The organism is Serratia sp. CY52157 (assembly GCF_052168495.1).
GTDB classification, from domain to species: Bacteria; Pseudomonadota; Gammaproteobacteria; order Enterobacterales; family Enterobacteriaceae; genus Serratia; species Serratia ureilytica.
Map to the genome: position 1 here is coordinate 1,266,896 of NZ_JBJNMO010000001.1, position 23,678 is coordinate 1,290,573.

Sequence of the window (23,678 nt, forward strand, 5' to 3'; positions counted from 1 at the left end):
GCCATGGAGCATCCCATGCAAAACCCGGTCAGGCCACTCGCCGCCCTTCCCGACAGCGAACAGGCGCATTCTTCCGTGCAATGGCTGCTGCTGGGCGCCGTCGCCATCACAGGCGTTTGGTTCGCCCCCTATTTATCGTTGGTGATTTGCAGCGGCTTGATCGCCGCCTTTATGCTGCTGCGCCAGCAACCCGATCGCGTGCTGAATCTCACCGCTTTCCTGCTGCTGACCGTGATATCCGCGGTGCCGCTGGCGACGAAGAACCTCGAGCCGGTGATGAACGACAAGGTGAACTACTACCTTGAGATGCAGCAGTACAGCGGCTACGGCCTGATGGACTGGTTGGCGCAGTTTTCCGGCACCGACTTTGTCTCGCACCTGTTGTTTAAACTGACTGCCACCTGGTTTGGCGTCGGTAATGGCGCATTCGCCGCCTTCTTCCTTATCAGCTTTTCGCTGCTGGCGCTGGGCGTTTACCGCCTGTCGCGCACTTACTTTGCCGTGATCCTGTTTTTGTTCTGCTGCCAGTACAATTTCCAGGGGCTGTACGGCAACCTGTTGCGGCAGGGGCTGGCGCTCTCTTTCCTGGTGCTGGCCGTGTCGGAACAGCACCGCGGCCGCATGCTGCTCTGGATCGTGATGGCGTCCTTCAGCCATTTTTCCGCTTTCCTGTTTCTGCCCTATCTGCTGCTGCCCGCGCGCTGGCGCACCGTGGGCACCCTGCCGGTACTGGCGCTGTTCGCCGCCTGTTACCTCGGCGGCGCGGTGCTGATGCCTAAACTGATCGCTGTCGTCGGCAACGACTTTCTGGCCTCGCGCGCCGAAGCCTACGTCAGCGGCGACTTCGGTAATAACCCGGTGCGCAAAATCCAAATCACGCTGCTGTACGTCGGCGTGGTGGAGGCGCTGTATCAATTCGCCCGCTACAAGTTCCGCACGCCATCGCCTCAGCTTGTACAAGCCGCCTATGCCGTACGCCTGATGTTCCTTTATAACTGCGCGGTGTTCTTCGCCACCATCAGCTTTGAAGAGGTGGCTAACCGCTATTCATTCAACATGATGATCTTCGTGCTGATCTTTATGGTGATGGTATGCGGCAATCTGAAAGACGCGGTAAGCCGGGTGCTGCTAACGTTGCTGTGCTTCTCGCTGGGCATCGCGTCCTATCTGTATATCAACCAGGTCGGCGTGCAGCAGTTTTGGTACGGCGATCTGCAGGCGCTGGTGACCGACAGCCTGCCGACAATCCTCAATAAGCTGAATCTCGCCGGCACGCCGTGGTGAGCTCGCCGCGTTAACACCGGCCAGGCCCCCTCTCCTCTCGGCGGCGAGGGGGCATTTTTCGTTCACGGCTGCGTCTTATTCACCCGATCCAGATACAGCATGCTGTTGGCGATATCCACCCGGGCATCTTCAACATTGTCCCGTAATGCCACCAGCGTTTGCCCCTGCAGCGCCAGCACATAAGGCGAACTGGCCTGCAGTTCCCGTTGCAGCGCGGCGTAACGTGCGCTGCGCGCTGCGCTGTCGCCTTCCGCAGCCGCCGCACGCGTTTCCGCGCTGATGGCGGGAATGCTCCACTGGGTGCGCCAGGCCAGGGTCTTCGGCCCGCCCGGCACATTGTAGGCAAAGGCGCTGGCGTTGGTGTTCGGATCCAGATAGTCGGCGCCCCAATAGGTGAAGATCGCCTGGAAATCGCGGCCGCGCATCTTGCCCCACAGATCGCTCTCCACCACCGGATGAATGTCCAGCCGCAGCCCAGCCTGCGCAAAGCTGGCCTGCAGCGCCTGCGCGATGTCGGTATACGGCGGCTGGTTGATAACGATCAGGCTGATGCTTGTGCCCTCGGCGATGCCGGCATCGCGCAGGATCTGTTTGGCCTTGTCCACATCGAGCTTAAACGGCCGCTCGTCGAGCGCACCGTCCAAGCCCTGCGGCAAGAAGGCCTGATGCACGCGATATTGCCCTTTCAGCAACCGTTCGGCGATGCTCTGATAATCCACCAGCCAGCGCGCCGCCTGCCACAGCGCCGGATTGCCCAGCGCCGGGTTGTCTTTGCTGCCGGTATTGAAACCGAGGTAATACACCTTGGGCGCATCGGCCTGCTCAATACGCACACCCGGCGCTTTGCGCAGCGAGTCGAACTGGTCGGCGCCCAGATCGTAGGCCACGTCGGCATCCCCCTTCAGCAACAGTAAACGGCGGGTGCCGGCATCGCTGACGTTCTTGAATAACACCGTTTTCAACCGGGCCGGCGACGGCGCGTAATCGTTGCGGCCAAACAGCAGCGCCTCATGCGGCACATAGTTATTCACCCGATACGGGCCGCCGCCGGCCGAATGGTTGCGCAGCCAGGCGTTCCCGAAGTCCCCCTGCTGCGCGTGTTCGCTCAACAGCTTCTCATCCACGATCGAAGCCACGTTCGCCGTCAGCAGCCGCAGCGCCAGCTCGCTGCCGATGTTGGCCGACCAACTGAGCTGCACCTGGTTATCCCCGATCTTCTTCAGCTGCTGCTCGACGTTATCCGGCGTCCAGCCAAACTCAGCGAGAATAAAGGACGGCGCCTTGTTCAGCTTCACCGCACGCACCAGTGAGTAAATCACGTCCTCGGGACGCAGCGGATTGCCGGAAGCGAAACGTTGCTGCGGCTTCAGGGTAAAGATCAGGCTGCGCCCATCGGCGCCCGCTTGCCAACGGGCGGCGGCGTCCGGCGCCAACTTTTGCGGCGCACCGCGATCCGGCGCCACCAGGCGCTGATAGAGATTGACCAGATTGGCCGAGCTGACGGTTTCAAAGCTCTCCGCCGGATCGAGGCTGATGATGCCCTCCAGCGAACTGACCACCACCAAGGTATCCGGCGGGGTGGCAGCCTGCGCGCCGAAAGCGGTCGCCAGCGCGCCATACAATAAGGTTGGGATTAACCGTTTCATCGATACACTCTCCACAATCACGCGGTTGCGTTGTTTTTCGAGTGTAGGGGGTAAGAATTAACAGAAGAACGACGATAAATTGCTTTATTTATTACCAAGATGGATATGCCCGCCGCATTGACGGGCATTGGCTCAGGCAAGGAGACGGCCGTGCGCCATCGCCACCGCGCGATCGCACATATGGTCGATTACATCCGCATCGTGACTGACCAGCACCAGGGTCAGATCGCCCGCCTGTTTCAGCTCGTTGAGCAGGTTGAGGATCTCCGCCTGCACCGACATGTCCAATGCCGAGGTCGGCTCATCCAGCAGCAGCAGCTTCGGCCGCAACAGCAAGGCGCGCACGATCGCCACGCGCTGCCGTTGGCCGCCCGACAGCTGATGCGGATAGCGATCCAGCAGGCGCGGATCCAATCCTACCTGGCGAAAGCCCGCGCAGATTTTGCGTTCGATGTCGCTTTCTTGCAGCAGGTTGAGCGGTTCCGACAACGTGCGCAACAGCCGGTGCTTGGGGTGAAGCGAAGCATAAGGATCCTGAAACACCATCTGCACTTCACGCCGCAGTTCGCCGGTGAACGCCTGCCCCGGCTGCAGCCGCCGCCCGAGCAGTTCAAAACCGCCGCGCCAGCTGTCGTTCAGCCCGGCCAACACCCACAGCAGCGAGGACTTGCCGCAGCCGGAAGGCCCCACCAGGCCGAAGCACTCGCCCGGTTCGATACGCAGGTTAACGTCGTGTACCACGGTGCGCTGTTCATAGCCCTGACGATGGCTGACGCTGAGGTTCTCCAGTGCAATCACGCTCATTTCAATGCCTCCAGCAGCGCACGATCCAGCACCGGCAGCGGCTTGCCGCGCGTCTCGCGGCTCGGCCGACACGCCCACAGCGTGCGAGTATAAGGGTGCGTGGCCTGCGCCAGCTCTGCTGCCGGCAGCTGATCCAACAGCTCGCCTTTGTACATCACCAGTACCCGCTCGCAGTGGTGTGCCACCTGCTGCAGATCGTGGCTGATCAGGATCAGCCCCATATTGCGTTGCGCCACCAGATTTTCTATCAGCTGCAGCACCTGATCGCGCATCTGGTGATCCAGCGCCGAGGTGGGTTCGTCGGCAATCAGCAGCTGCGGATCGTTGATCAGGGAGATGGCCAGCATCACCCGCTGCCCCATCCCGCCTGAGAGCTGATGCGGATAGCGGCGACACAGCGCCGCCGGATCGGGCAAGCCCACCGCCGCCAGCATCTCCAGCACTTTTTCACGCCGCTCGGCGCGGCTCAGCTTGGCATGCAACACCAGCGGCTCCTCCACCTGACGGCCGATCGGCTGATTGGGATTCAACGCATGCTTGGGATCTTGCATCACCATCGCCACCCGGTCGCCGCGCAGTCGGCTCCACTGGCGCTCGCTCAGGCGCGTCAAGTCTTCGTCGCCCAGCGTCAGGCGCTGCGCCCGCAGCTGCAACGGCGGCGGCAATAGCCCCATCAGCGCACGCGCGGTCAACGATTTGCCGGAGCCGGACTCACCGACCAGCGCCAGCCGCTCCCGCCCCATGCTGAACGAAATATTCTTCACCAGCGCCGCCGGCTGCGGCCCCGGCACGCCGATCGCCAAACGTTCAACGGTCAATAAGGTGTTATCAGTGCCCATGACGAGGATCCATTTTATCACGCAGGCCATCGCCCAGCAGGTTAAAGGCCAGGCTGGCGAACAGGATCGCCCCGCCCGGTGCGGCGGCGACCCACCATTGATCGAAAATCACTTTACTGCCTTCGGCCACCATCGAGCCCCATTCGGCGGTCGGCGGCGCGACGCCCATGCCGAGGAACCCCAGACCGGCGGCGGACAGGATGATGCCGCCCAGGCTCAGCGCCGCGCGCACCACCGCGCTGGGCAGGCATAAAGGTAAAATGTGGCCGACCATCAGCCGCAGCCCGTTGATGCCCTGCATGCGCGCCGCCGCCAGATAATCGCTGCGGCGCAGCGCCAGCGTTTCGGCCCGCGCCTGGCGGGCAAAGGCCGGCCAGCTGGTCAGTGCCAGCGCCAGCGCGCCGTTCATCAGCCCCGGCCCCATCACCGCCACGAACGCCAGCGCGATCACCAGGCTCGGCAACGACAGGAAAATATCGGTCAGACGCATCAAAATGCGTTCTGCCCAGCCGCCGAGATAACCGGCGCAGATGCCCACCAGCAGACCGATAGGGATGGTCAGCACCAGAATCAGCGACACCAGAATCAGCGTCGGCCGCGCGCCGTAAATCACGCGGGAGAGCAAGTCGCGGCCGAAACCGTCGGTGCCCAACCAATGCGTGGCGGAAGGCGGCAGCAGCCGCAGCTCGATATGCTGCAAATTGGGATCGAAAGGCGCCAGCCACGGGGCCAGCAGTGCGGTGACGATCAGGATCGCCACCAGCGCTGCGCCGAGCGTCAGCGTGGTCAGCCGCTGACCGGTGCGATAGCCGACGGCCGGCTCGCTTTGCGGTTCGTGTTCAGAGAGATATTGGCTCATCGGGTTCGCGGATCCACTAGATAGGTCAAGGCATCGGCCAGGGTATTCAACAGCACGAAACAGGTGCCGATCAGCAGCGTGGCGCCGAGGATCGCCGGGGTGTCGGCGGCAAACAGCGCCGAGGTCAGATAGCGCCCGACGCCGGGCCAGGCGAACACCGTTTCGGTCAATACCGCGCCCTCCAGCAGGCTGGCATAGGAGAGAGACAGTACGGTGATCAACGTCCCCAGCACGTTGGGAAACACGTGGCGCAGCAGAATGCGCAGGCGGCCGGCGCCTTTGGAGCGCGCCAGCGTCACGTATTCCTTGTTGCACTCTTCCAGCATCGCCGCGCGCAGCAGCCGGGTGATGCCCGCCATCGACAGCAGCGCCAGCGCCACGACCGGCAGCCACAGGTGGCTGATGGCGTTGTAGAACATCTCGCGATCGCCGGACAGCCAGCTGTCAATCAACACGAAACCCGTACGCGGCTCCATGCTGTATAAGTAAATGTCATCCAGGCGCCCCGGCCCCGCCGACCAGTGCAGCGTGGCGTAGAACAGCAGCAGCCCCAGCAGGCTCAACCAGAAAATCGGCACCGAATAACCCACCAGCGACAGCAACCGCGCCGCATTATCCAGCCAGCTCCCCGGTTTGAGCACCGCCAGAAACGCCAGCGTAATGCCGCCTAACGCGCCGAGAATAATGGCGCAGGTGGCCAGTTCCACCGTTGCCGGGAAGGTACGCAACAGATCGCTCAGCACCGGCTGGGCGGTAATGCGCGAAATGCCCAGATCGCCGTGCGCCAGGTGCACCAGATAGCGCCAAAATTGCACCGGCAGCGGCTGATCCAGCCCCAGGTCATGACGCACCTGCGCATAGGTGGCTTCGCTGGCGTGATCGCCCGCCACCTGCAGCGCCGGATCGATCGGCGCCAGGTGCGACAGCATAAAGGTGAACAGCAGCAGGCCGAGCAGCGTTAACGCCAGCGACAGCGCGCCGCCGAGCAGCCGCCCGCCCCAGCGCCAATACCGCCGGGCTAGCCCGGCGGAGGCGGAGAGTTCAGCGGCCATTACTTGCTGACCTTGCTGTAGAACACCATGTCAGGGTTGATGCCCTGCACATAGCCCTTGAGGTTGTCACGCACCGCGATCAGGCTGCGCGCCTGCAGGCCGATGACAAACGGCGAGCTTTGCTGCACCTGTTTTTGCAGTTGCTGATAGTCGGCCACCCGTTTGGCGGTGTCGTTTTCCGCGGTGGCGGCCAGCGTCAACTTGCTCAGCGCCGGGATCTGCCAGTTGGCTCGCCAGGCCAGCGTCTTGCTGCCGTCCTCCGGGTTGTAGGCAAAGGCAGCCGCGTTGGTGTTGGGATCGAAGTAATCCGGCCCCCAGGAGGTCAGCGTCGCATCGTAGTTAAGCGCTTTCACCTTGGTGGAGACCTGCGAGCTGATGCCCGGCACCAGTTCGACCTTCACGCCGCCCTGAGCAAAACTGGCCTGCAGCGCCTGAGCGATATCCAGGTACGGCGGCTGGTTGTTGACGTCCAGACGGAAACTGACGTTGCTCAGCCCCGCTTTGGCCAGTATTTCTTTGGCTTTCTGCGGATTGAAGCTGTATGGCTGCTCCTTGAGCGCGCCCAGATAACCGTCCGGCAGGAATGCCTGATGGCTCTGGAACTGCCCTTTCAGCAGATCGTCGGCGATGCCTTGATAATCGAACAGCCAGCGCGCCGCCTCCCAAAACGCCGGGTTGCCGAGCGCCGGCGACGCCTTGGCGTTGAACTGCAGGAAATAAAGCGAGGCGTAAGGAATGGCCAACGGTTTGACGCCCGGCTTGCCCTTCAGGGCCGCCATCTGGTCCGCCCCCAGGTTGCGCGCGATGTCGGCATCGCCCTGCTCAATCAGCAAACGGCGCGCGGCCGGATCGGGCACGTTTTTGATCAGGATGGTTTTCAACGTCGGCGCCCCTTCCGGCGAGCCGGGGTTCGCGTCCAACACCACCACTTCGTGCGGCACATAGGTGCGGATTTTGTAAGGGCCGCTGCCGGCGGAGTGGCTGTTCAACCATTGGTGCCCCAGATCGTCGCCCTGCTGGTGCGCCAGCGCCTCTTTGGCGTCGACGATCGAGGATACCGGCGCCGACAGCAGGCTGAGCACGAAGGCCGGGCTGACGTTTTCATCCCAGCTGATTTTTACCGTATGGTCATCCACCTTGGTCAGGTGTTGATCCACGTTCTTCGCGTTCCAGCCCAGCTGCGTCAGGATAAACGACGGTTCGAGATTGAGTTTCACCACCCGTGAAAGCGAAAAGATCACGTCCTCCGGCCGCAGCGGGTTGCCGCTGGCGAATTTGGCGTCCGGGCGCAGGCTGAAGGTCAGGCTGCGGTTATCGGCGCCGGCCTGCCAACGGCTGGCCAGGGTCGGTTTGAGATCGACGGGATTGTGCGGATCGGACTGGATCAGACGTTGATACAGGCTGTTGAACGACTGCACCGTGGTTAACTCAAATCCCTGAGCCGGGTCAAAGCTGACCACGTCATCGATAGACTGCGCGATCACCAACGTGTTGGCCGGCGTCGCCGCCTGTACGTCAACGCTGGCCGCCACGGCCAAAAACAGCAAAGAAGGAACGAGCGCTTTCATCTGAAACTCTCCAAGCGGATGGAATTTATAATAATTTCGCGAGTGTATGCGAGCGCGATCGGCAGCTGAAGGTACTTAAATCACTATAGATATTCTTTTTATGTATATAGATGAGGTTTTGATTATTAGGCGGGCAATGCAGAATGCGCGGCAGGAATTGCCTGCCGCTTATCGGTTAAATCTGGTAATCAATCACCGCGTCCAGCTGCGACGAGAAGACCTTGTCTTTTATTTCGGTCAGCGACAGCGTCGGGTTGCACAGTTGGATAAAGCGCCAGGCATAGTTGCGCTGCAGCTGGCTGCGTTTCAGGCCCAGCCATACCGTATTAGGCTCAAACAAATGCTCGGCGTTGAGACTGACCAACCCGCGATCGCGCTCTTTTTCATACGACATGTCCGCCAGCACGCCCACGCCTAACCCCAGCTCGACGTAGGTTTTAATCACGTCGGAGTCCTGCGCGCTGAGCGCGATGTCCGGGGTCAGGCCCGCCGCTTTGAACGCCGCATCCAGCTTCGCGCGCCCGGTAATGCCCTGGCGGTAAGTGATCAGCGGCAAGGTGCTGAGCATCTCCAGCGTCACCTGCGGCTGACGCGTCAACTCGTGCCCTTCCGGCACCAGGATGGTGTGATGCCAGCGGTAGTAAGGGAACGCCGCCAGCGATTCGTCACTCATCAGCCGTTCGCTGGCGATGCCGATATCGGCTTCTCCGGCGGCCAACATCGAGACGATCTCCTCAGGGCTGCCCTGATTGAGCACCACCCGCACCCGCGGATAAAGCGCGCGAAACTCTTTGATCACCCCCGGCAGACTGTAACGCGCCTGAGTGTGCGTCGTTGCGATATGCAGCTGCCCCGAGTCGTTGCTGCTGAAAACGTCCGCCAGGCGACGGATGTTGTTGGCGTCGTTGAGAATGCGCTCCGCCACCACCAACAGCTCTTTGCCGGGTTCGGTCATGCCCAGCAGCCGTTTGCCGCGGCGAATGAATATTTCAATGCCCAGCTCTTCTTCCAGCTCGCGAATATGCCGACTGACGCCGGACTGCGAGGTAAATAACGTATTGGCGACCTCAGTCAGGTTGTAGTTGCAGCGCGCCGATTCACGAATAATTTTTAATTGTTGAAAGTTCATCCCCGTCTCCCTGTTTCTTCCAGTAGCGTTAGCCATATTGATACGGAGTCCGACGAGTCTGAACAAATAAGAAATAACCTTTACTTATGCAATTTAATACTAAGTCGATCATTCTGCTTCGCAGGTGGGGTGGGAAACTGACAAAAAACAGCTAATGACTTTAAAAATAACGGGATAGATAACCACAACAAAAACATGCCTTCAGTCGCTGTGCAAATTAAAGTTATTAAATATAGGCATTAGATATAAAAAAGGGCTCAGCATGCTGAGCCCCTCACCGTTCGCATTCCCGCAGCAGCCTCAGGCGGTGGCCTCGCTGCCGATGCCGCCGGTGCGGTTCTGCTGCAGCCACTGCTGTACACAGCGCACCAGATCGCCGATGCAATCATCCTGCATGCCGTGGTGCTTCAACTCGTTATCCAGCGCAAACAGATATTGCGCGTTGGTGCCCAGCGGGCCGCTGGCGCTGGCGATCAATGGCGCAATCACCTGGTAGCTGGTGTCTTCTTCAAACAGCGGATGCTGCGGGTTCATCACGAACACCAACGCAGTAACCTTCTCGCCGCCATCCAACTGCAGCTCGCACCAGGTGGGCACGTAGCAATCGGTCACCATTTCGCGCTTCCAAAGCAGCTCCAACTCTTCACGCAACTTGCTTTCCGGCAAACGAAACGCCAGGCCCGTGGTGTGGCCGCCGGCTTTTAACGCCAGCATGCGCCCCGGCTGATGCAGCGTGCCGCGCCCGGCGGTCAAGCGCATGCAGAACGCCCGGTGCCAGCCCTGCAGCGTGGCCGGCCGCACTTCTTCCGATTCGAAAACCGGGTTCCACATCAGCGAACCGTAACCGAATATCCATACGGGGCTGTGATCCGGCCGGCGCGATAAGGTGCAATCCAACGAGGCTGCACGCTGTTCAGGCGTCAGCAACAACGACTCCTCAATAGCGCCGAATGCAGTTTTGCAATCCGCTTTTTGCAGAAAATCTCGCGTTAACACTGATATTACCTCCCGGGAATACGATTTCTCGCCTTCCCTCGCCACTGCTGAACCTTTGATGTTTTATTTTCGGCTGCGGATTTTTATTAATTCAATCACCGCGCCTTATAAGAATGACCTTATTCTTTTCCTGACGTGCAATCAAGTTACAAAGCGGCGTTAAAGTGAAAAAGTATTTGTACTGAGCAGCAATAATATTAATTGCCGGGTTCCACACAATGTCTGCGCGATTTTACTGCGTGATAATTCATTACTTTTTATGCCAGCGTTCGTCGTCGCCCTTGCGATAGCTTTGCTTGACCGCCGCCCAGGCCACCTTATGCGCCGTCTCTTCCCGGCTGTCGTCACCGCGCCGCTCATCGGGATCCCGGTATTGTTGCCAGGCGCTGTTGAACGCTTCTTTATAGATCGCCTGCGCATGTTCCGGCAGCACATGCTTAACGTTGTCCGGCAAGTCGTTCGTGCTGTGGTAGGGCATATGGCCTCCCCTTTCAGGATGAGTGAACCTTAAGCCTAGCCCACATGCGGTTTCGTCTCAATTAGCAAACAATTCTCATTATCAAACGACATGTTATACTCACCGCCAAACGAACTATAAGGAGAATCCCGTGACTACCGAAGCCCCTCGCTCACGCGCCCCCTACCTGATCGCCGTCAGCCGCGTACAGGACATTACGCCGCACCTGCGCCGCATTACCTTTACCGCTCCCGATCTGCGTTACTACCCGGCCAATGCCGCCGCTGCACACATCAAAGTCTTTTTGCCGCTCGCCGGCCAGACGCAGCCGGACCTGCCGACGCTGACCGAAAACGGCCCGCGTTGGGCTGCGGACGCCGTGCGCCCGATCGTGCGCACCTATTCCATCCGCGCCGTGCGCCCGGAACTGGCGGAAGTGGACATCGAGTTCGCCATTCATGACCATCAGGGCCCGGCGGTGGACTTTGCACGCCAGGCGAAAGCCGGTGATAAAATCGGCATCAGCAACCCGGGCGGCCCCAAGCCGATGCTGCCGGCCGCCGACTTCTACTGCCTGGCGGGCGATCCTTCCTCACTGCCTGCGCTCGCCGCACTGCTGGAAAACCTGCCGCCACACAGTGCCGGACGCGCTTTCGTCCGCGTCGACAGCAACGCTGACGTCATTGACCTGAAGAAACCCGCCGACGTTGAGGTCAATTGGGTCGTCGGCGGCACGGAGAAGACCGACGAGTTGGTCGCTCGGTTCCGCGCGCAGTCCCTGCCGCAGGGCGAAAGCCACTTCTGGCTCGCCGGTGAAGATCGCCTGGTGGTAGAGCTGCGCCGCTACCTACGTCGCGAACGTCAATGCGATCGTAATCGTCTTTATGCCGTACCTTACTGGCGTGAGGGGCTAAATGAAGAGGGTTACCACAATAAACGGCATGAAATCATGGACAACATTGACGACTGACGGTCTCATTTTCCTTGATTAACCACGAGCTAAACAAGTAAACACGACTTTTCTCAAATCTAACGCTAAAAATTGGCGTTATTGCGTAAAAGTAAGTAAATAAAACCGCACCCCGTGCGGTTTTTTTGCTACCCTGATCACATAAGCAAGCAATTGCTTTCTCAGATAAAACAACATCACACCGGCGCCGCGGGTGTATCCTAATATAAAATACCTACTGGAAACGCAACGTTGCCGTATCACGGCGACCGGCGCTGACGGGCTACGCTGTTTGAGAAGGAGTGCCACCCTCATGAAGTCGCAACACGATCCTGGCCGATCCACCAAATCTCGCCACACCGAATACTCGCTGATCTTCCCTATCGCCGCGCTGGTGGTGTTAAATCTATGGGGCAGCACCGATAACTTTCCGCTGATCGTCGGCATCAATATTCTCGCGCTGGTGGGGATCCTCAGCAGCGCCTTCAGCGTGGTGCGCCACGCCGACGTGCTGGCTCACCGATTGGGCGAACCCTACGGCTCGCTGATCCTCAGTTTGTCCGTCGTGATCCTCGAAGTCAGCCTGATTTCCGCGCTGATGGCCACCGGCGACGCCGCGCCGGCGCTGATGCGCGACACGCTGTACTCCATCATCATGATCGTTTCCGCCGGCCTGGTCGGCTTTGCGCTGCTGCTCGGCGGGCGCAAGTTCGCCACTCAGTACGTCAACCTGGGCGGCATCAAACAGTATCTGATGGCGATTTTCCCGCTGGCGGTGATCGTGCTGGTGTTCCCGAGCGCGCTGCCAGGCGGCAACTTCAGCACCGGGCAAGCGCTGCTGGTGGCGTTGATCTCCGCCGCCATGTATGGCGTGTTCCTGGTGATCCAGACCAAAACCCACCAGAGCCTGTTCGTGTACGAGCATGAAGACGACGATGGCGACCCGCACCACGGCAAGCCCTCTTCCCACAGCAGCGCCTGGCACGCCGCCTGGCTCATCGTGCACCTGATCGCGGTTATCGCCGTCACCAAGTTCAACGCCAATCCGCTGGAAGGCCTGCTGACCAAGATGAATGCACCGGCGCAGTTCACCGGTTTCCTGGTGGCGCTGTTGATCCTGTCGCCGGAAGGCCTGGGCGCGCTGCGCGCCGTGTTGAACAATCAGGTGCAACGCGCCATGAACCTGTTCTTCGGTTCGGTGCTGGCGACCATCTCCCTGACGGTGCCGGCGGTGACCATCATCGCTACTCTGACCGGGCAGACGCTGATCTTCGGCCTGCAAACGCCGCATATCGTGGTGATGTTGACGGTGTTGCTGCTGTGCCAGCTGTCGTTCTCGACCGGCCGCACCAACGTGCTGAACGGCACCGCCCACCTGGCGCTGTTCGCCGCCTACATGATGACTATCTTCGCCTGATCAAAAAGGGGCGCACTCTGTGCGCCCCTGCCTTCGCTATACCGAGAAGAATATCGCCGCGGCGATCCCCCCGAACAAAATCCACTTAATGATGTAATAACCGGTGCGGTTCCAGGCCTTCAGGCGTTTCCCCACCCGGCGTATCGCATAGATATATTTGAACATCTTGTTGACGCCGCCGGTGCGATCGCCCTCTTCATTCGGCGCCGTGGCGGCGCTCATCAGGTTGCGCCCCAGCCAGTGATTCACCGCCTGCGCCCAGCGGTAGCGCATCGGCCGTTCGATGTCGCAGAACAGGATCAGACGATTCTGCCCGCTCTGGTTTTCCGCGTAGTGCAGATAGGTTTCATCGAACATCACCCCTTCACCGTCGCGCCAGCTGTAGCGCTCACCGTCCACCTCAATGAAGCAGCGGTCATCGTTGGGGGTAATCAACCCCAGGTGATAACGCAGCGAACCGGCGTAAGGATCGCGGTGGCGCGGCAAACGGCTGCCGTCCGGCAGTTCGGCGAACATCGCCGCCTTGACCGAAGGCAGGCTGCGCAGCAGTTCCGTGGTCTGCGGGCACAGGGTCATGGCGGAAGGATGGCTGTCTTCATACCATTTCAGATAAAAGCGTTTCCAACCGGTCTTGAAGAACGAGTTGAAACCGGCATCGTTGAATTGATCGGACGCTTTGATCTGCTGGATCTCCATCAGCTTCTGTCCTTCGTCGCGGATGGTTTCCCAGTTCTCCCGCAGTACCGCCAGCTCAGGGAACTGTTCCGGCTTCAGGTACGGCGTAGTCGGCACACGAGAAAACAGATACATGAAGACGTTCAGCGGTGCGGTAAAGGTGGAATGGTCAGACAGCTGCCGCCAAACGTTGTAGCGCACCCGTCCGCGGTAATGCACATAGACGACGCATAAAATAAGCAAAATCAGAATGATATATTTCATGTTTGAATCGCAGCAAGGAACCCAGACTCAATGCGCCGCGCGGCGCACACCCCAGAAAATGTCCTTTTGGCGGCGCAGGCAAACTGCGCGCCAATCTGGAACCCATTAATCATTAACGCTAACTCAACGAAAATCTATACAGAAAACCACAATAATTTACACAAAGGTTAAACGAGAGCGGAAATGGGGGGTGATAAAAAAGGCCGCCGAGGCGGCCTTTCCATTAGCGGATAGGTTAACTGTAAGCGTTGAGCGTGCGCTGGCACAAAGCGGAGCGCACGCAGTCCTGTTTTTCAAAGCGGATAACGCCGATCATCTCGTCCTCTTCGAAGCGCTCCAGGGCATCGCTGAGACCGGATTTCACGCCGCGCGGCAGGTCGCACTGGGTCACGTCGCCGTTAACGATAACCGTCACGTTTTCCCCCAGGCGGGTCAGGAACATTTTCATCTGGCTGGCGGTCACGTTCTGGGCTTCATCCAGGATAACGACCGCATTTTCGAAGGTGCGTCCGCGCATATAAGCGAACGGCGCAATCTCTACCTTGCCGATTTCCGGGCGCAGGCAGTACTGCATAAAGGAAGATCCTAAACGACGTACCAGAATGTCATACACCGGGCGGAAATAAGGGGCGAACTTCTCGGAGATATCCCCCGGCAAGAAACCGAGGTCTTCATCCGCCTGCAAAACAGGACGGGTAACGATAATCCGATCCACCTCTTTATGGATCAGCGCCTCCGCCGCCTTGGCGGCGCTGATGAATGTTTTGCCACAGCCGGCTTCGCCGGTGGCGAAGATCAGCTGCTTATTCTCTATGGCTGATAAGTAATGACCCTGAGCTTCGGTTCTAGCCTCGATGGGTGAGCTATCGCGCTTGTCTCGCGCCATGCCGATAGACTCGACTCCCCCCATTTGCACCAGCGAGGTCACAGACTCTTCTTCCAGCTGGCGATGACTACGAGCGTCACGACGAATAACGCGTTTCGCTTCACGACGTGCTTTGATCACTGCTTTCTGTCTACCCATAGTGGCACCTTACAGTTTGTTTCACCTACCGCAACGGCCAGGCCGCGCGATTATGTTTCACACACGTATTAGGTTTTGGCCTCCTCCGAGCCAATAAGAGCCAAGGGACAATGTGAATTGACGGCAACGTTTAAGCGCCGTTGCTTCACGGGACAACGCGGACTGCATCAATAAACGTGGAGTAAAAAGTGGTGAGATTCGGTAGCGATAAGAGTGCGGAGTTGCCGGTAAAAGAGAGTCGGAGAGAGAACCCTCGTTACAACGAGAAATCAGGGGAGATGTGTTATTTTTTCTTTCCAGCCCAACCAAGGACTTTACCATTAGCGATCCCCGCAGTGATATTTACAGCTTCAAGCTGTGCACCGTGTGAAAACTACCGCCAGATGATTACAGTATAATGACATTCAATCCCGTCGCGTTACTAAAATGTAAAAAAATTTTATATGTTTTGTTTTTAGTTATCACTAAAACACTATATCACGCGCGACACGTCATTCCATAAAAATTTTTAACATATAAATTTCAACGAGTTACAATTAAAAACCGCGAATGACACTTTGGTTTCCTGATTAAATTTTGCACAACCAAAAGTCGGCGTGCCCTTCAGATTTTTTAATCCGCAGGCGACGGATTGAATTGAACTCCGTCGCTTAATGTCCCGCACAATAGGCAAGTCAACGTAAAACGAGGCAGGCGAGCCCGCCTCGTCATTGCGGGTTCAGGCCTTGAGCAAACCGCTGGCCAAATAATCGCCGCGTTCTTTCACGCCCGGCAGCACGAAGAAATACCCGCCGCCAATCGGCTTGATGTATTCCTCCAGCGCTTCGCCGTTCAGCCTTTTTTGCACCGTCAGGAAACCTTTCTCCAGATCGGCCTGATAGCAGACGAACAGCAGCCCCATTTCCAGCTGGCCGGCATTGGATACCCCCAGTGAATAGCTGTAGCCGCGTCGCAGCATCAGATTGCTTTGGCTTTCCGGCGTGCGTGGGTTAGCCAAGCGAATGTGCGCGTCCATCGGGATCACCTTGCCGTCGGGATCGTTCGCGTAATTCGGCTCGTCATGTTCATGCTTCATGCCCAGCGGCGCGCCGCTGTGCTTCTCGCGGCCGAAAATGGTTTCCTGCTCCTGCAGCGGCGTGCGATCCCAAAACTCGACGCGGAAACGAATAATACGCGCCGCCTGATAGCTGCCGCCCGCCGTCCACGCCGGTTCACCGACGCTGTCACCGACCCACACCACTTTATCCATCAGCGGCTTGTCGTCGGTTTTCGGGTTAGCGGTGCCGTCTTTGAACCCCAACAGGTTGATCGGCGTCTCTTTGCCTTTGCTGCGCGCCGCGTGCGCGGAGATGAACCCTTCCCGCTTCCAGCGCACGCTGAGCAGATCCGGCGAATGCTTAATGATGTCGCGCAGCGCGTGGAGAGCGGTTTCGTTGGTGTTGGCGCAGATCTGCAGCAGCAGGTCGCCGTGGCAAAGCGCGGCGTCCAACGCATCGTTGGGGAAGCGCGTCATCTTCTGCAACCGCAGCGGTTTGTGCGCCTGCAGACCAAAACGTTCATCAAACAGCGATGCGCCGACCGAGACGGTGATGGTCAGGTTGTCCGGGTAAATCTCCGGCCCCATGATGCCGGAATCGAGCGGCGGCAGCTTGGCGTCCACCTCCGGCGCCTTGCCGCCGTGGGTCAGGAAGGCGATGCGATCGGTCAGCAGCCGGAACAGGCGCTCCAGATCCGCTTTGCTGGTCGCCAGCACATCGAACGCCACCAGCATCATCGCCGCCTGTTGCGGCGTCAGCACGCCGGCCTGATGGCGGCCATAAAACGGCTGTTTCTGCCAGCGCTCATCCTGCGGCGTCGCCAACGGCTCCGCCGCGTTACCAGCCGCCTGCGCCAGGCGGCTGCCGCCCAACGCCAGCGCGCCCAGCCCCAGCCCTTGCAGCAAACGGCGCCGCGAAGGCGACGCCGCTCCCTGAGAGTGCGGATGCGGCCCGTTATTCGGGCCTGCCTTGTTGCTCATAACCGTATGCCTCAGTCCAGACCCAATACGCCGCGCAGTTGGGAAAGATCTTCCGCCAACGTGGTGATCGGCCCTTTCAACGCATTGCGATCGGCATCGGTCAGCTTCTCATAGGACTCATAGCCGTCTTTGGTTTGGTACTTCGCCAAGATGGTGTCCACGGTTTTGAAGTTGGCGTCGATCTTGTCCAGCAGCGGCTTATTGGCCTTGACCAGCAAAGGACGCAGCAGGTTGACTATCTTCTGCGCGCCGTCGACGTTGGCCTGGAAATCCCACAAATCGGTGCGGCTGTAGCGGTCTTCTTCACCGCTGATCTTGCTGGCCGCCACCTCTTCGATCAGCCCGGCTGCGCCGCCCACCACTTTGCTCGGCGGGAAGGTCAGTTCAGTCACGCGCTTTTGCAGTTCTACGGTATCGTGGTACAGGCGATCGGCGTAGGCGCCCATGTCTTTGGTGGAGTTGTCGGCAAACAGCGCCTTCTCGAGGCGGTGGAAACCGGTGAAGTTCGGATCCGCCGATTTCTTCTCGTAGTCGTCCTCACGGGCGTCGATGCTGCCATCCAGATCGGAGAACAGCTCGGCGATCGGCTCGATGCGCTCATAGTGCTGGCGGGTCGGCGCGTACAGCTTGCGCGCTTGTTCCACGTTACCGGCCTTCACCGCGTCGGTGAACAGCTTGGTCTGTTTCACCAACCCATCAACTTCTTTGGTGACGTAAACCTTGTATTCGGCAATCGGGCCGACCAGGTCCAGCGCGTTCGGCTTGCCGTCGGTGGCGCCGTTGGCCGCTGCGGTGACAGTCAGTTTGCCTTTCGGGTTGCTGAGCAGCCCGCAGGTCATGTCATATTCGCCCGCTTCCAGCGTGGCGGTCATTTTCTGGGTAAAGCCCGGCGCGATGTTCTCACGCTCTTCCACCACCATCACCCCTTTCAGGATTTCCCATTCGACGTTTTTCTGGCTGGTGTTGTGCACCACAAACTGCGTTTTGCCGGCCGGCACCGTCAGCTGCATCGGTTCGCACTGCTTGTCGTTGACCGTGACCTTGACCTGCGGCACCTCCGCCGCCAAGGCGTCGATGCTCAGCGCAAACGCCGGGATAGCCAGTAATGCTGCGTGCAACGCCTTGCGGCGAAATAACGGAGTAGACATACGAGATTCCCTATTAAACATTAATGATTGATTTTACGTTGCGCCGGGGCCGCTGCCGGCGCCGCGCGCTGCGGCAGAAAGAAGAAAATCAGCGCCGGGATCAAATACAGGAAGTAGACCGCCACTTCGCTGACCGTCGGCGCTTCCTGATAACCGAGGATGCCTTCCAGCAGGGTGCCGAACAGCGAATGGGTCGACAGGGCGCTGCTGAAATCGAAGGCGATGTCCTGAAAGTGGTTCCACAGACCGGCTTCGTGGAAGGCGCGGATCGCCCCGGCGGCCAGCCCGGCGGCGACGAACAGAATGAACAGGCTGGTCCATTTGAAGAATTTGGCCAGATGCAGCTTCACCCCGCCCCAGTAAATCATCATGCCCAGCACAATGGCGGCGACCAGGCCGAGCACCGCACCGATCGGCGCTGCGGCGCCCACGTCTTGCTGAAACGCCGCCAGCAGGAAGAACACCGACTCCAGCCCTTCGCGCGCCACGGCGAAGAACACCATCGCCACCAGCGCCCACCCCTGCCCTTTACCGGCGCTGAGCGCCTGATCGATCGCCCCTTCCAGATGTACCTTGACCGACCTGGACACTTTGCGCATCCAGAACACCATATAGGTGAGGATCAGCACCGCCACCACCGCCACGATGCCTTCGAACAGCTCCTGCTGTTTCTGCGGGAACTCGCCGGTGGTCTCATTGATGAAGATGCCGAGCGCCAGACACAGCGCCGCCGCGACAATCACGCCGATCCACACCGCGCCCAGCCATTGGCTGCGCTGCGTGCGTTTCAGGTAGCTGGCGATCAGGCTGACGATCAGCGCGGCCTCCAGACCCTCACGGAACATGATAAGAAAGGGAACGAACATAACTAATCACCCCTGAAAAGACCGCGGCGGCAGAGAAAACCGGCTCGCAATGAGCCGCGGCGAGTATGTAAAGAAACGTAAAATACAACGAGAGTGATTATCATTCTGCCAAAAAGAAATACAAGAGGCGCAAGCGTGATTTTTTCTAATCAAATGTCGCCAGGTGTTACAAGGCGGAGAGCGCAGAACGTTCATGAAGAGCCATGATATACTGCAGTGAGTGAAATACCCCGCCCTGACACGGTAAACCTGAGGAATATGCCGGCTCTGTTCCTTATGAGCAACACAGAAACGGTGTGGCAGCAAACTTATCATGATCGACATGGAAACGATTTAATCCTGCCGTCAGAACCTGGTTAACCGGCATGAGGCGAGCCTGCAGCGAGTAAAATGGAGTGAAAATGAAGATATCCGCCATCGTTCCGGCATTTAACACGGAAAAATACATTGGTGAATGCGTTAGATCCTTACTGCAAAACGATCATGAGAAAATTGAAATCATCTTGATCAACGATGGTTCAACCGACAAAACCGGCACGATACTGGATAGCTTCGATGTACCATGCATTAAAGTGATCCATACCGAAAACCAAGGCCAATCGGCGGCCCGAAACACGGGGCTTGCCGCTGCATCAGGTGATTATGTGATCTTTGTGGATAGCGATGACAAGCTCGCCGACAATGCCTTGGATCGTTTGACTGACATATTAAAGGATACCCAAAGTGACGTCGTCTTCTTTGAGTCTTCCGTCTTCTTCGACGATGAAAAACTGGCTGAGAGATTCAACCCAAAGTATGAAAGAAACGGTTTATTGAGTAATTTCACCTGCTCCGGTACGCATTTTTTTCAGCAAGCTGTTAATCTCGGCAATTACATCGTCAGTCCTTGCCTTTACATATCCAGCAGAAAAGCTTTAAAAAACATCCAGTTCAAAAATGGCATCGTACATGAAGACAACATATTCACTACGCGCCTTCTGCTTGAAAATGATATTACCGTTCATTGTGTCAATGAAAAATTCTATTTACGCCGCGTGCGGCATGGCTCAGTAATGACGCAAAAGAAAGGCGATGAACATATCAACGGCTACTATAACTGTATCATCGAACTGATTAATCATCCTCCAGCCAATGCCAATCAGGTGCAGGACGAATACAATAAGTTCATTTGTCATATGGTCGATTGTTTCAAGTACACCAATAGCGACATTATCGCCGACCTGAAGGGTGAACTCATCAAACACAATGACATTGTGTCTGGTGAGGTAGCGGGATTGAAACGAGAAATCGATGAGCTGCGCAACTCGACATCCTGGAAGATGACCTCACCATTAAGACGCATGGTGACTTTCTTTAAAGGGTAATGCCTGCGGCTGGGTCAAAAAAAGGGGCGCCGTGGGCGCCCCTCGTTATTTATCGTGACCCGTCCTGAATAGCGTTGACACATTTTACTCACGCACAGAGGAAAATGTGATGAACCAGTATATTAAACGCACACAACGCGATTACTCTCTATCCTTTAAACTGGCCGTCGTCGAACAGGTCGAAAAAGGCGAAATGACTTGCCGTCAGGCCACAGACCGTTATGGTATCCAGGGCAACGTAACCGTCATGAACTGGCTGCGCAAATACGGTCAGCTTGACTGGCGGACTTCTCCTTCCACCAGAACGTGCGGAGACAATATGCCCAAACTCCCCCTGACGCCCGAACAGCGTATTAAAGAACTTGAGCAGCAACTGGCTGAATCTGAAGTCAAAGCCCAGTTCTTCGAGGCTGTCGTCAAAGTGATGAACACCGACTTTGGCGCCACGCTGACAAAAAAGCAGCTAACCGCCTTATCGCGCAAACACAAGTACCGGGACTCACAGTAACGCGGGCCTGCCGATGGATGGGCATCAGCCGACAAGCGTGGTATCAGTCCCTGCAGCGTGAAGCAGGCAAAGAGGAGCAGACCCGGCATCTCGTCGAACAGGTGACGGCCATCCGCTTGCACCAGCCCCGGCTGGGGACACGTAAGCTGCATCACCTGTTGCGGCAACGCCCCGAACCGGCATTGCATGTGGGGCGCGACCGGCTGTTCAGTATCCTGCGCTGCGCGCGGTTACTGGTGATGCCTAAACGGGCATATCACAAGACGACGCAGAGCCATCATCGTTTTTATCGTCATCCCAACCTGCTGAAGGCGGGGGACAACCTGGTCATAGCCAGCCGTCCGGAACAGGTATGGGTGGCGGATATCACCTACTTGCCGCTGAGAACAGGGACGGCGTATGTCAGCCTGGTAACGGATGCCTGGTCGAGAAAAATCGTGGGGTATCATGTGCATGACAGTCTGCATACCCGGCATGTCGCCTGCGCGTTCAAAATGGCACTGGCCGGCAGACGCACGGCGTTGCCGTTGGTGCACCACTCGGACAGGGGTATCCAGTACTGCTCACAGGAATATCAGGCGTTACATCAGAGATATGGCATCACCTGCTCGATGACGGACGGGTATGACTGTTATCAGAACGCGCTGGCGGAACGGATAAACGGGATACTCAAAACGGAATACCTGCTCGGCAGGCCAGAAGATATCGCGCAGGCAAGAAAGATGGTCAGGGAGTCGGTGAACTTGTACAACACGCGGCGGCCGCACCTGTCGCTGAAATACAAAACGCCCGATGAGGTTCATCGGGCGTTATCCGGCTGAAAAGTGTCAACCTATATCAGGACTAGTCATCGTCAGTTATACCGTTTTGTACTCGGCTTCCGCCTGATCGAAACGTTCGGTCATGGTGGAAGACGGCTGGCGGCCCATCAGGCTCACCACCACAATGGCCAGACAGCCCAGGATGAAGCCCGGGATGATTTCGTACAGGCCCAGCCATTCGTACTGTTTCCAGACGATCACCGTCACCGCGCCGACCAACATGCCGGCCAGCGCGCCGTTGCGGGTCATGCGCGACCACATCACCGAGATCAGCACTACCGGGCCGAAGGCGGCGCCGAAACCGGCCCAGGCGTAGCTCACCAGGCCCAGCACGCGGTTCTCCGGGTTGGCCGCCAGCGCGATGGCGACCAACGCCACCACCAGCACCATGACGCGGCCGACCCACACCAGTTCACGCTGGCTGGCGCCTTTGCGCAGGAACGCTTTGTACAGGTCTTCGGTGATTGCGCTGGAACAGACCAGCAGCTGGCAGCTCAGGGTACTCATAACCGCCGCCAAAATCGCCGACAGCAGCACGCCCGCCACCCATGGGTTGAACAGCAGCATCGCCAGTTCGATGAACACGCGCTCGCCGTTTTGCGACACGTTGCCGGCCTGATCCGGGTTATTGGCAAAGTAAGCGATACCGAAGAAACCGACGGCGATGGTGCCGGCCAGGCACAGGATCATCCAGGTCATGCTGATGCGACGCGCGCTGCGGATGGTGCGGTGAGAATCCGCCGCCATGAAACGCGCCAGGATGTGCGGCTGGCCGAAGTAGCCCAGGCCCCAACCCAGCAGCGACAGGATGGCGACGAAGTTCAGCCCCTTCAGCATGTCGAGGTTGGCCGGGTTCTGCGCCTGGATCACCAGCATCGAGGTATCGATGCCGCCGACGGCGAAGATCACGATCACCGGGGTCAGGATCAGCGCGAAAATCATCAGGCTGGCCTGCACGGTGTCGGTCCAGCTCACCGCCAGGAAACCGCCGATGAAGGTATACAGGATGGTCGCCGCGGCGCCGGCCCACAGGGCGGTTTCGTAGCTCATGCCGAAGGTGCTTTCGAACAGACGCGCGCCGGCCACGATGCCGGAGGCGCAGTAAATGGTGAAGAACACCAGAATGACGATGGCCGAGATCACCCGCAGCAGCTTACTGTTGTCTTCAAAACGGCTGGTGAAATAATCCGGCAGCGTCAGGGCATTGTTGTTGGCTTCGGTATGCACGCGCAGCCTTCCTGCCACCAGCTTCCAGTTCAGGTAAGCGCCGATGGTCAGGCCGATGGCGATCCAGCTTTCGGAGATGCCGGAGAGGAAGATGGCGCCCGGCAGGCCCATCAGCAGCCAGCCGCTCATGTCGGAAGCGCCGGCGGACAGCGCGGTCACCACGCTGCCCAGACTGCGGCCGCCGAGAATATAGTCATCAAAGTTATTAGTTGCCCGGTAGGCAAGCAGGCCGATCAGCACCATCCCGAAAATGTATACCAGGAAGGTCACCAGCATAGGTGTGCTCATTGTCATTTAATTCTCCACTTTCATTATTATTCGCGTTTCGCTCCGGCCAAGCCGGCGCCGGTAAACCCACGCGCAATGCATTTCACTGGCCGCCGCGCCGGAACGTGGCGCAGCCTGCGAGCAAGTGCAGGTAAAATAGTTTCTGCCCGTAATTGTTGACCGTCGGTTATCCTAGATGAGCCTTTCATCAACCAACAAGATATTTAACAACAAAGTTACACAAAGTTTACCCTGCGTCACATTTACCGGGCTCAAAGGTTGCACTCACGACAAGCAAAATGAGTTGCACCCTGCCATTACCCTTATATACCGCAAGGTAAAGCGCTTGGGGCATCATTAACCCCGCCGCGTTCGCTCAATAACGCAACATTCGTGCCAACTGCCCGTGTTAAAAAATCGATGAAACTCACACTTCGCTCATCCGCCTGATTTAACAAGGTTGCACAAAGTTGCAACATGCAGGATATTGTCTGCAT

At 58.2% G+C, this 23,678-nt stretch carries 19 protein-coding genes and 1 pseudogene; 5 read left to right on the plus strand and 15 right to left on the minus strand.

Annotated features, from left to right (window positions below):
• Positions 1-15 precede the first annotated feature (15 nt).
• Positions 16-1,284, plus strand: a complete 1,269-nt coding sequence (locus ACJ8IP_RS06060; protein ID WP_442524330.1) for an EpsG family protein — start codon at positions 16-18, stop codon at positions 1,282-1,284.
• Positions 1,285-1,346: 62 nt separating this feature from the next.
• Here ACJ8IP_RS06060 and ACJ8IP_RS06065 read toward each other — a convergent pair whose 3' ends face one another.
• The 9 genes from ACJ8IP_RS06065 to chaB all read right to left on the minus strand — a co-directional run bounded on the left by ACJ8IP_RS06065 (position 1,347) and on the right by chaB (position 10,655).
• Positions 1,347-2,930, minus strand: coding sequence for an ABC transporter substrate-binding protein (locus tag ACJ8IP_RS06065; protein ID WP_042784793.1), 1,584 nt, complete (start codon positions 2,928-2,930; stop codon positions 1,347-1,349).
• Positions 2,931-3,062: 132 nt separating this feature from the next.
• Positions 3,063-3,734, minus strand: coding sequence for an ABC transporter ATP-binding protein (locus ACJ8IP_RS06070; RefSeq protein WP_089191925.1), 672 nt, complete (start codon positions 3,732-3,734; stop codon positions 3,063-3,065).
• Positions 3,731-4,573, minus strand: coding sequence for an ABC transporter ATP-binding protein (locus ACJ8IP_RS06075; protein WP_164106957.1), 843 nt, complete (start codon positions 4,571-4,573; stop codon positions 3,731-3,733). The genes ACJ8IP_RS06070 and ACJ8IP_RS06075 overlap by 4 nt, the downstream gene beginning before the upstream one ends.
• Positions 4,563-5,432, minus strand: a complete 870-nt coding sequence (locus ACJ8IP_RS06080; RefSeq protein ID WP_046687287.1) for an ABC transporter permease — start codon at positions 5,430-5,432, stop codon at positions 4,563-4,565. The genes ACJ8IP_RS06075 and ACJ8IP_RS06080 overlap by 11 nt, the downstream gene beginning before the upstream one ends.
• Entirely contained in the window at positions 5,429-6,484 is a 1,056-nt protein-coding gene (locus tag ACJ8IP_RS06085) for an ABC transporter permease (protein WP_033643453.1), read from the minus strand. The genes ACJ8IP_RS06080 and ACJ8IP_RS06085 overlap by 4 nt, the downstream gene beginning before the upstream one ends.
• Positions 6,484-8,052, minus strand: a complete 1,569-nt coding sequence (locus tag ACJ8IP_RS06090; protein WP_033643454.1) for an ABC transporter substrate-binding protein — start codon at positions 8,050-8,052, stop codon at positions 6,484-6,486. Before ACJ8IP_RS06090 ends, ACJ8IP_RS06085 begins: the two co-directional genes overlap by 1 nt.
• Before the next feature lie 175 nt (positions 8,053-8,227).
• Positions 8,228-9,181, minus strand: coding sequence for an HTH-type transcriptional regulator Cbl (gene cbl, locus ACJ8IP_RS06095; protein ID WP_033634950.1), 954 nt, complete (start codon positions 9,179-9,181; stop codon positions 8,228-8,230).
• A gap of 300 nt (positions 9,182-9,481) precedes the next feature.
• Positions 9,482-10,177: a gamma-glutamylcyclotransferase gene (locus ACJ8IP_RS06100; protein WP_033643457.1), complete on the minus strand. Its 696-nt coding sequence runs from the start codon at positions 10,175-10,177 to the stop codon at positions 9,482-9,484.
• 250 nt (positions 10,178-10,427) lie between these two features.
• On the minus strand, positions 10,428-10,655 hold the full coding sequence (gene chaB, locus ACJ8IP_RS06105; protein ID WP_033643458.1) for a putative cation transport regulator ChaB: 228 nt from the start codon (positions 10,653-10,655) through the stop codon (positions 10,428-10,430).
• Positions 10,656-10,785: 130 nt separating this feature from the next.
• Here chaB and ACJ8IP_RS06110 point away from each other — a divergent pair, with 130 nt between their 5' ends.
• Both ACJ8IP_RS06110 and chaA read left to right on the plus strand, forming a co-directional pair.
• Positions 10,786-11,604: a siderophore-interacting protein gene (locus ACJ8IP_RS06110; protein WP_033650884.1), complete on the plus strand. Its 819-nt coding sequence runs from the start codon at positions 10,786-10,788 to the stop codon at positions 11,602-11,604.
• Positions 11,605-11,896: 292 nt separating this feature from the next.
• Positions 11,897-13,000 (plus strand): sodium-potassium/proton antiporter ChaA, encoded by a 1,104-nt coding sequence (chaA, locus tag ACJ8IP_RS06115; RefSeq protein WP_025303229.1) that lies wholly within the window; start codon positions 11,897-11,899, stop codon positions 12,998-13,000.
• A 36-nt stretch (positions 13,001-13,036) separates the two neighbouring features.
• On the opposite strand, the gene lpxO is transcribed toward chaA, so the two are convergent.
• The 5 genes from lpxO to efeU form a co-directional block, all read right to left on the minus strand.
• Positions 13,037-13,939 carry a lipid A hydroxylase LpxO gene (gene lpxO / locus ACJ8IP_RS06120; protein ID WP_025303230.1) on the minus strand — a complete coding sequence of 301 codons (903 nt, stop codon included), beginning with the start codon at positions 13,937-13,939 and terminating at the stop codon, positions 13,037-13,039.
• A gap of 235 nt (positions 13,940-14,174) precedes the next feature.
• Positions 14,175-14,963, minus strand: coding sequence for a phosphate starvation-inducible protein PhoH (gene phoH / locus ACJ8IP_RS06125; RefSeq protein WP_015378226.1), 789 nt, complete (start codon positions 14,961-14,963; stop codon positions 14,175-14,177).
• A gap of 718 nt (positions 14,964-15,681) precedes the next feature.
• A complete protein-coding gene (gene efeB, locus ACJ8IP_RS06130; protein WP_042784800.1) occupies positions 15,682-16,980 on the minus strand; it encodes an iron uptake transporter deferrochelatase/peroxidase subunit in 1,299 nt (432 codons plus the stop codon).
• An 11-nt stretch (positions 16,981-16,991) separates the two neighbouring features.
• On the minus strand, positions 16,992-18,128 hold the full coding sequence (efeO, locus tag ACJ8IP_RS06135) for an iron uptake system protein EfeO (RefSeq protein WP_164106954.1): 1,137 nt from the start codon (positions 18,126-18,128) through the stop codon (positions 16,992-16,994).
• A 20-nt stretch (positions 18,129-18,148) separates the two neighbouring features.
• Entirely contained in the window at positions 18,149-18,994 is an 846-nt protein-coding gene (gene efeU / locus ACJ8IP_RS06140) for an iron uptake transporter permease EfeU (protein ID WP_164057354.1), read from the minus strand.
• A 401-nt stretch (positions 18,995-19,395) separates the two neighbouring features.
• Between efeU and ACJ8IP_RS06145 the strand changes: the two genes are divergently transcribed.
• Both ACJ8IP_RS06145 and ACJ8IP_RS06150 read left to right on the plus strand, forming a co-directional pair.
• Positions 19,396-20,358: a glycosyltransferase family 2 protein gene (locus ACJ8IP_RS06145; protein ID WP_049866685.1), complete on the plus strand. Its 963-nt coding sequence runs from the start codon at positions 19,396-19,398 to the stop codon at positions 20,356-20,358.
• 109 nt (positions 20,359-20,467) lie between these two features.
• Positions 20,468-21,713 (plus strand): annotated as a pseudogene (locus ACJ8IP_RS06150) (IS3 family transposase).
• A gap of 10 nt (positions 21,714-21,723) precedes the next feature.
• Here the strand turns inward: ACJ8IP_RS06150 and putP are convergent.
• Positions 21,724-23,208, minus strand: coding sequence for a sodium/proline symporter PutP (gene putP, locus ACJ8IP_RS06155; protein ID WP_033643494.1), 1,485 nt, complete (start codon positions 23,206-23,208; stop codon positions 21,724-21,726).
• Positions 23,209-23,678 lie beyond the last annotated feature (470 nt).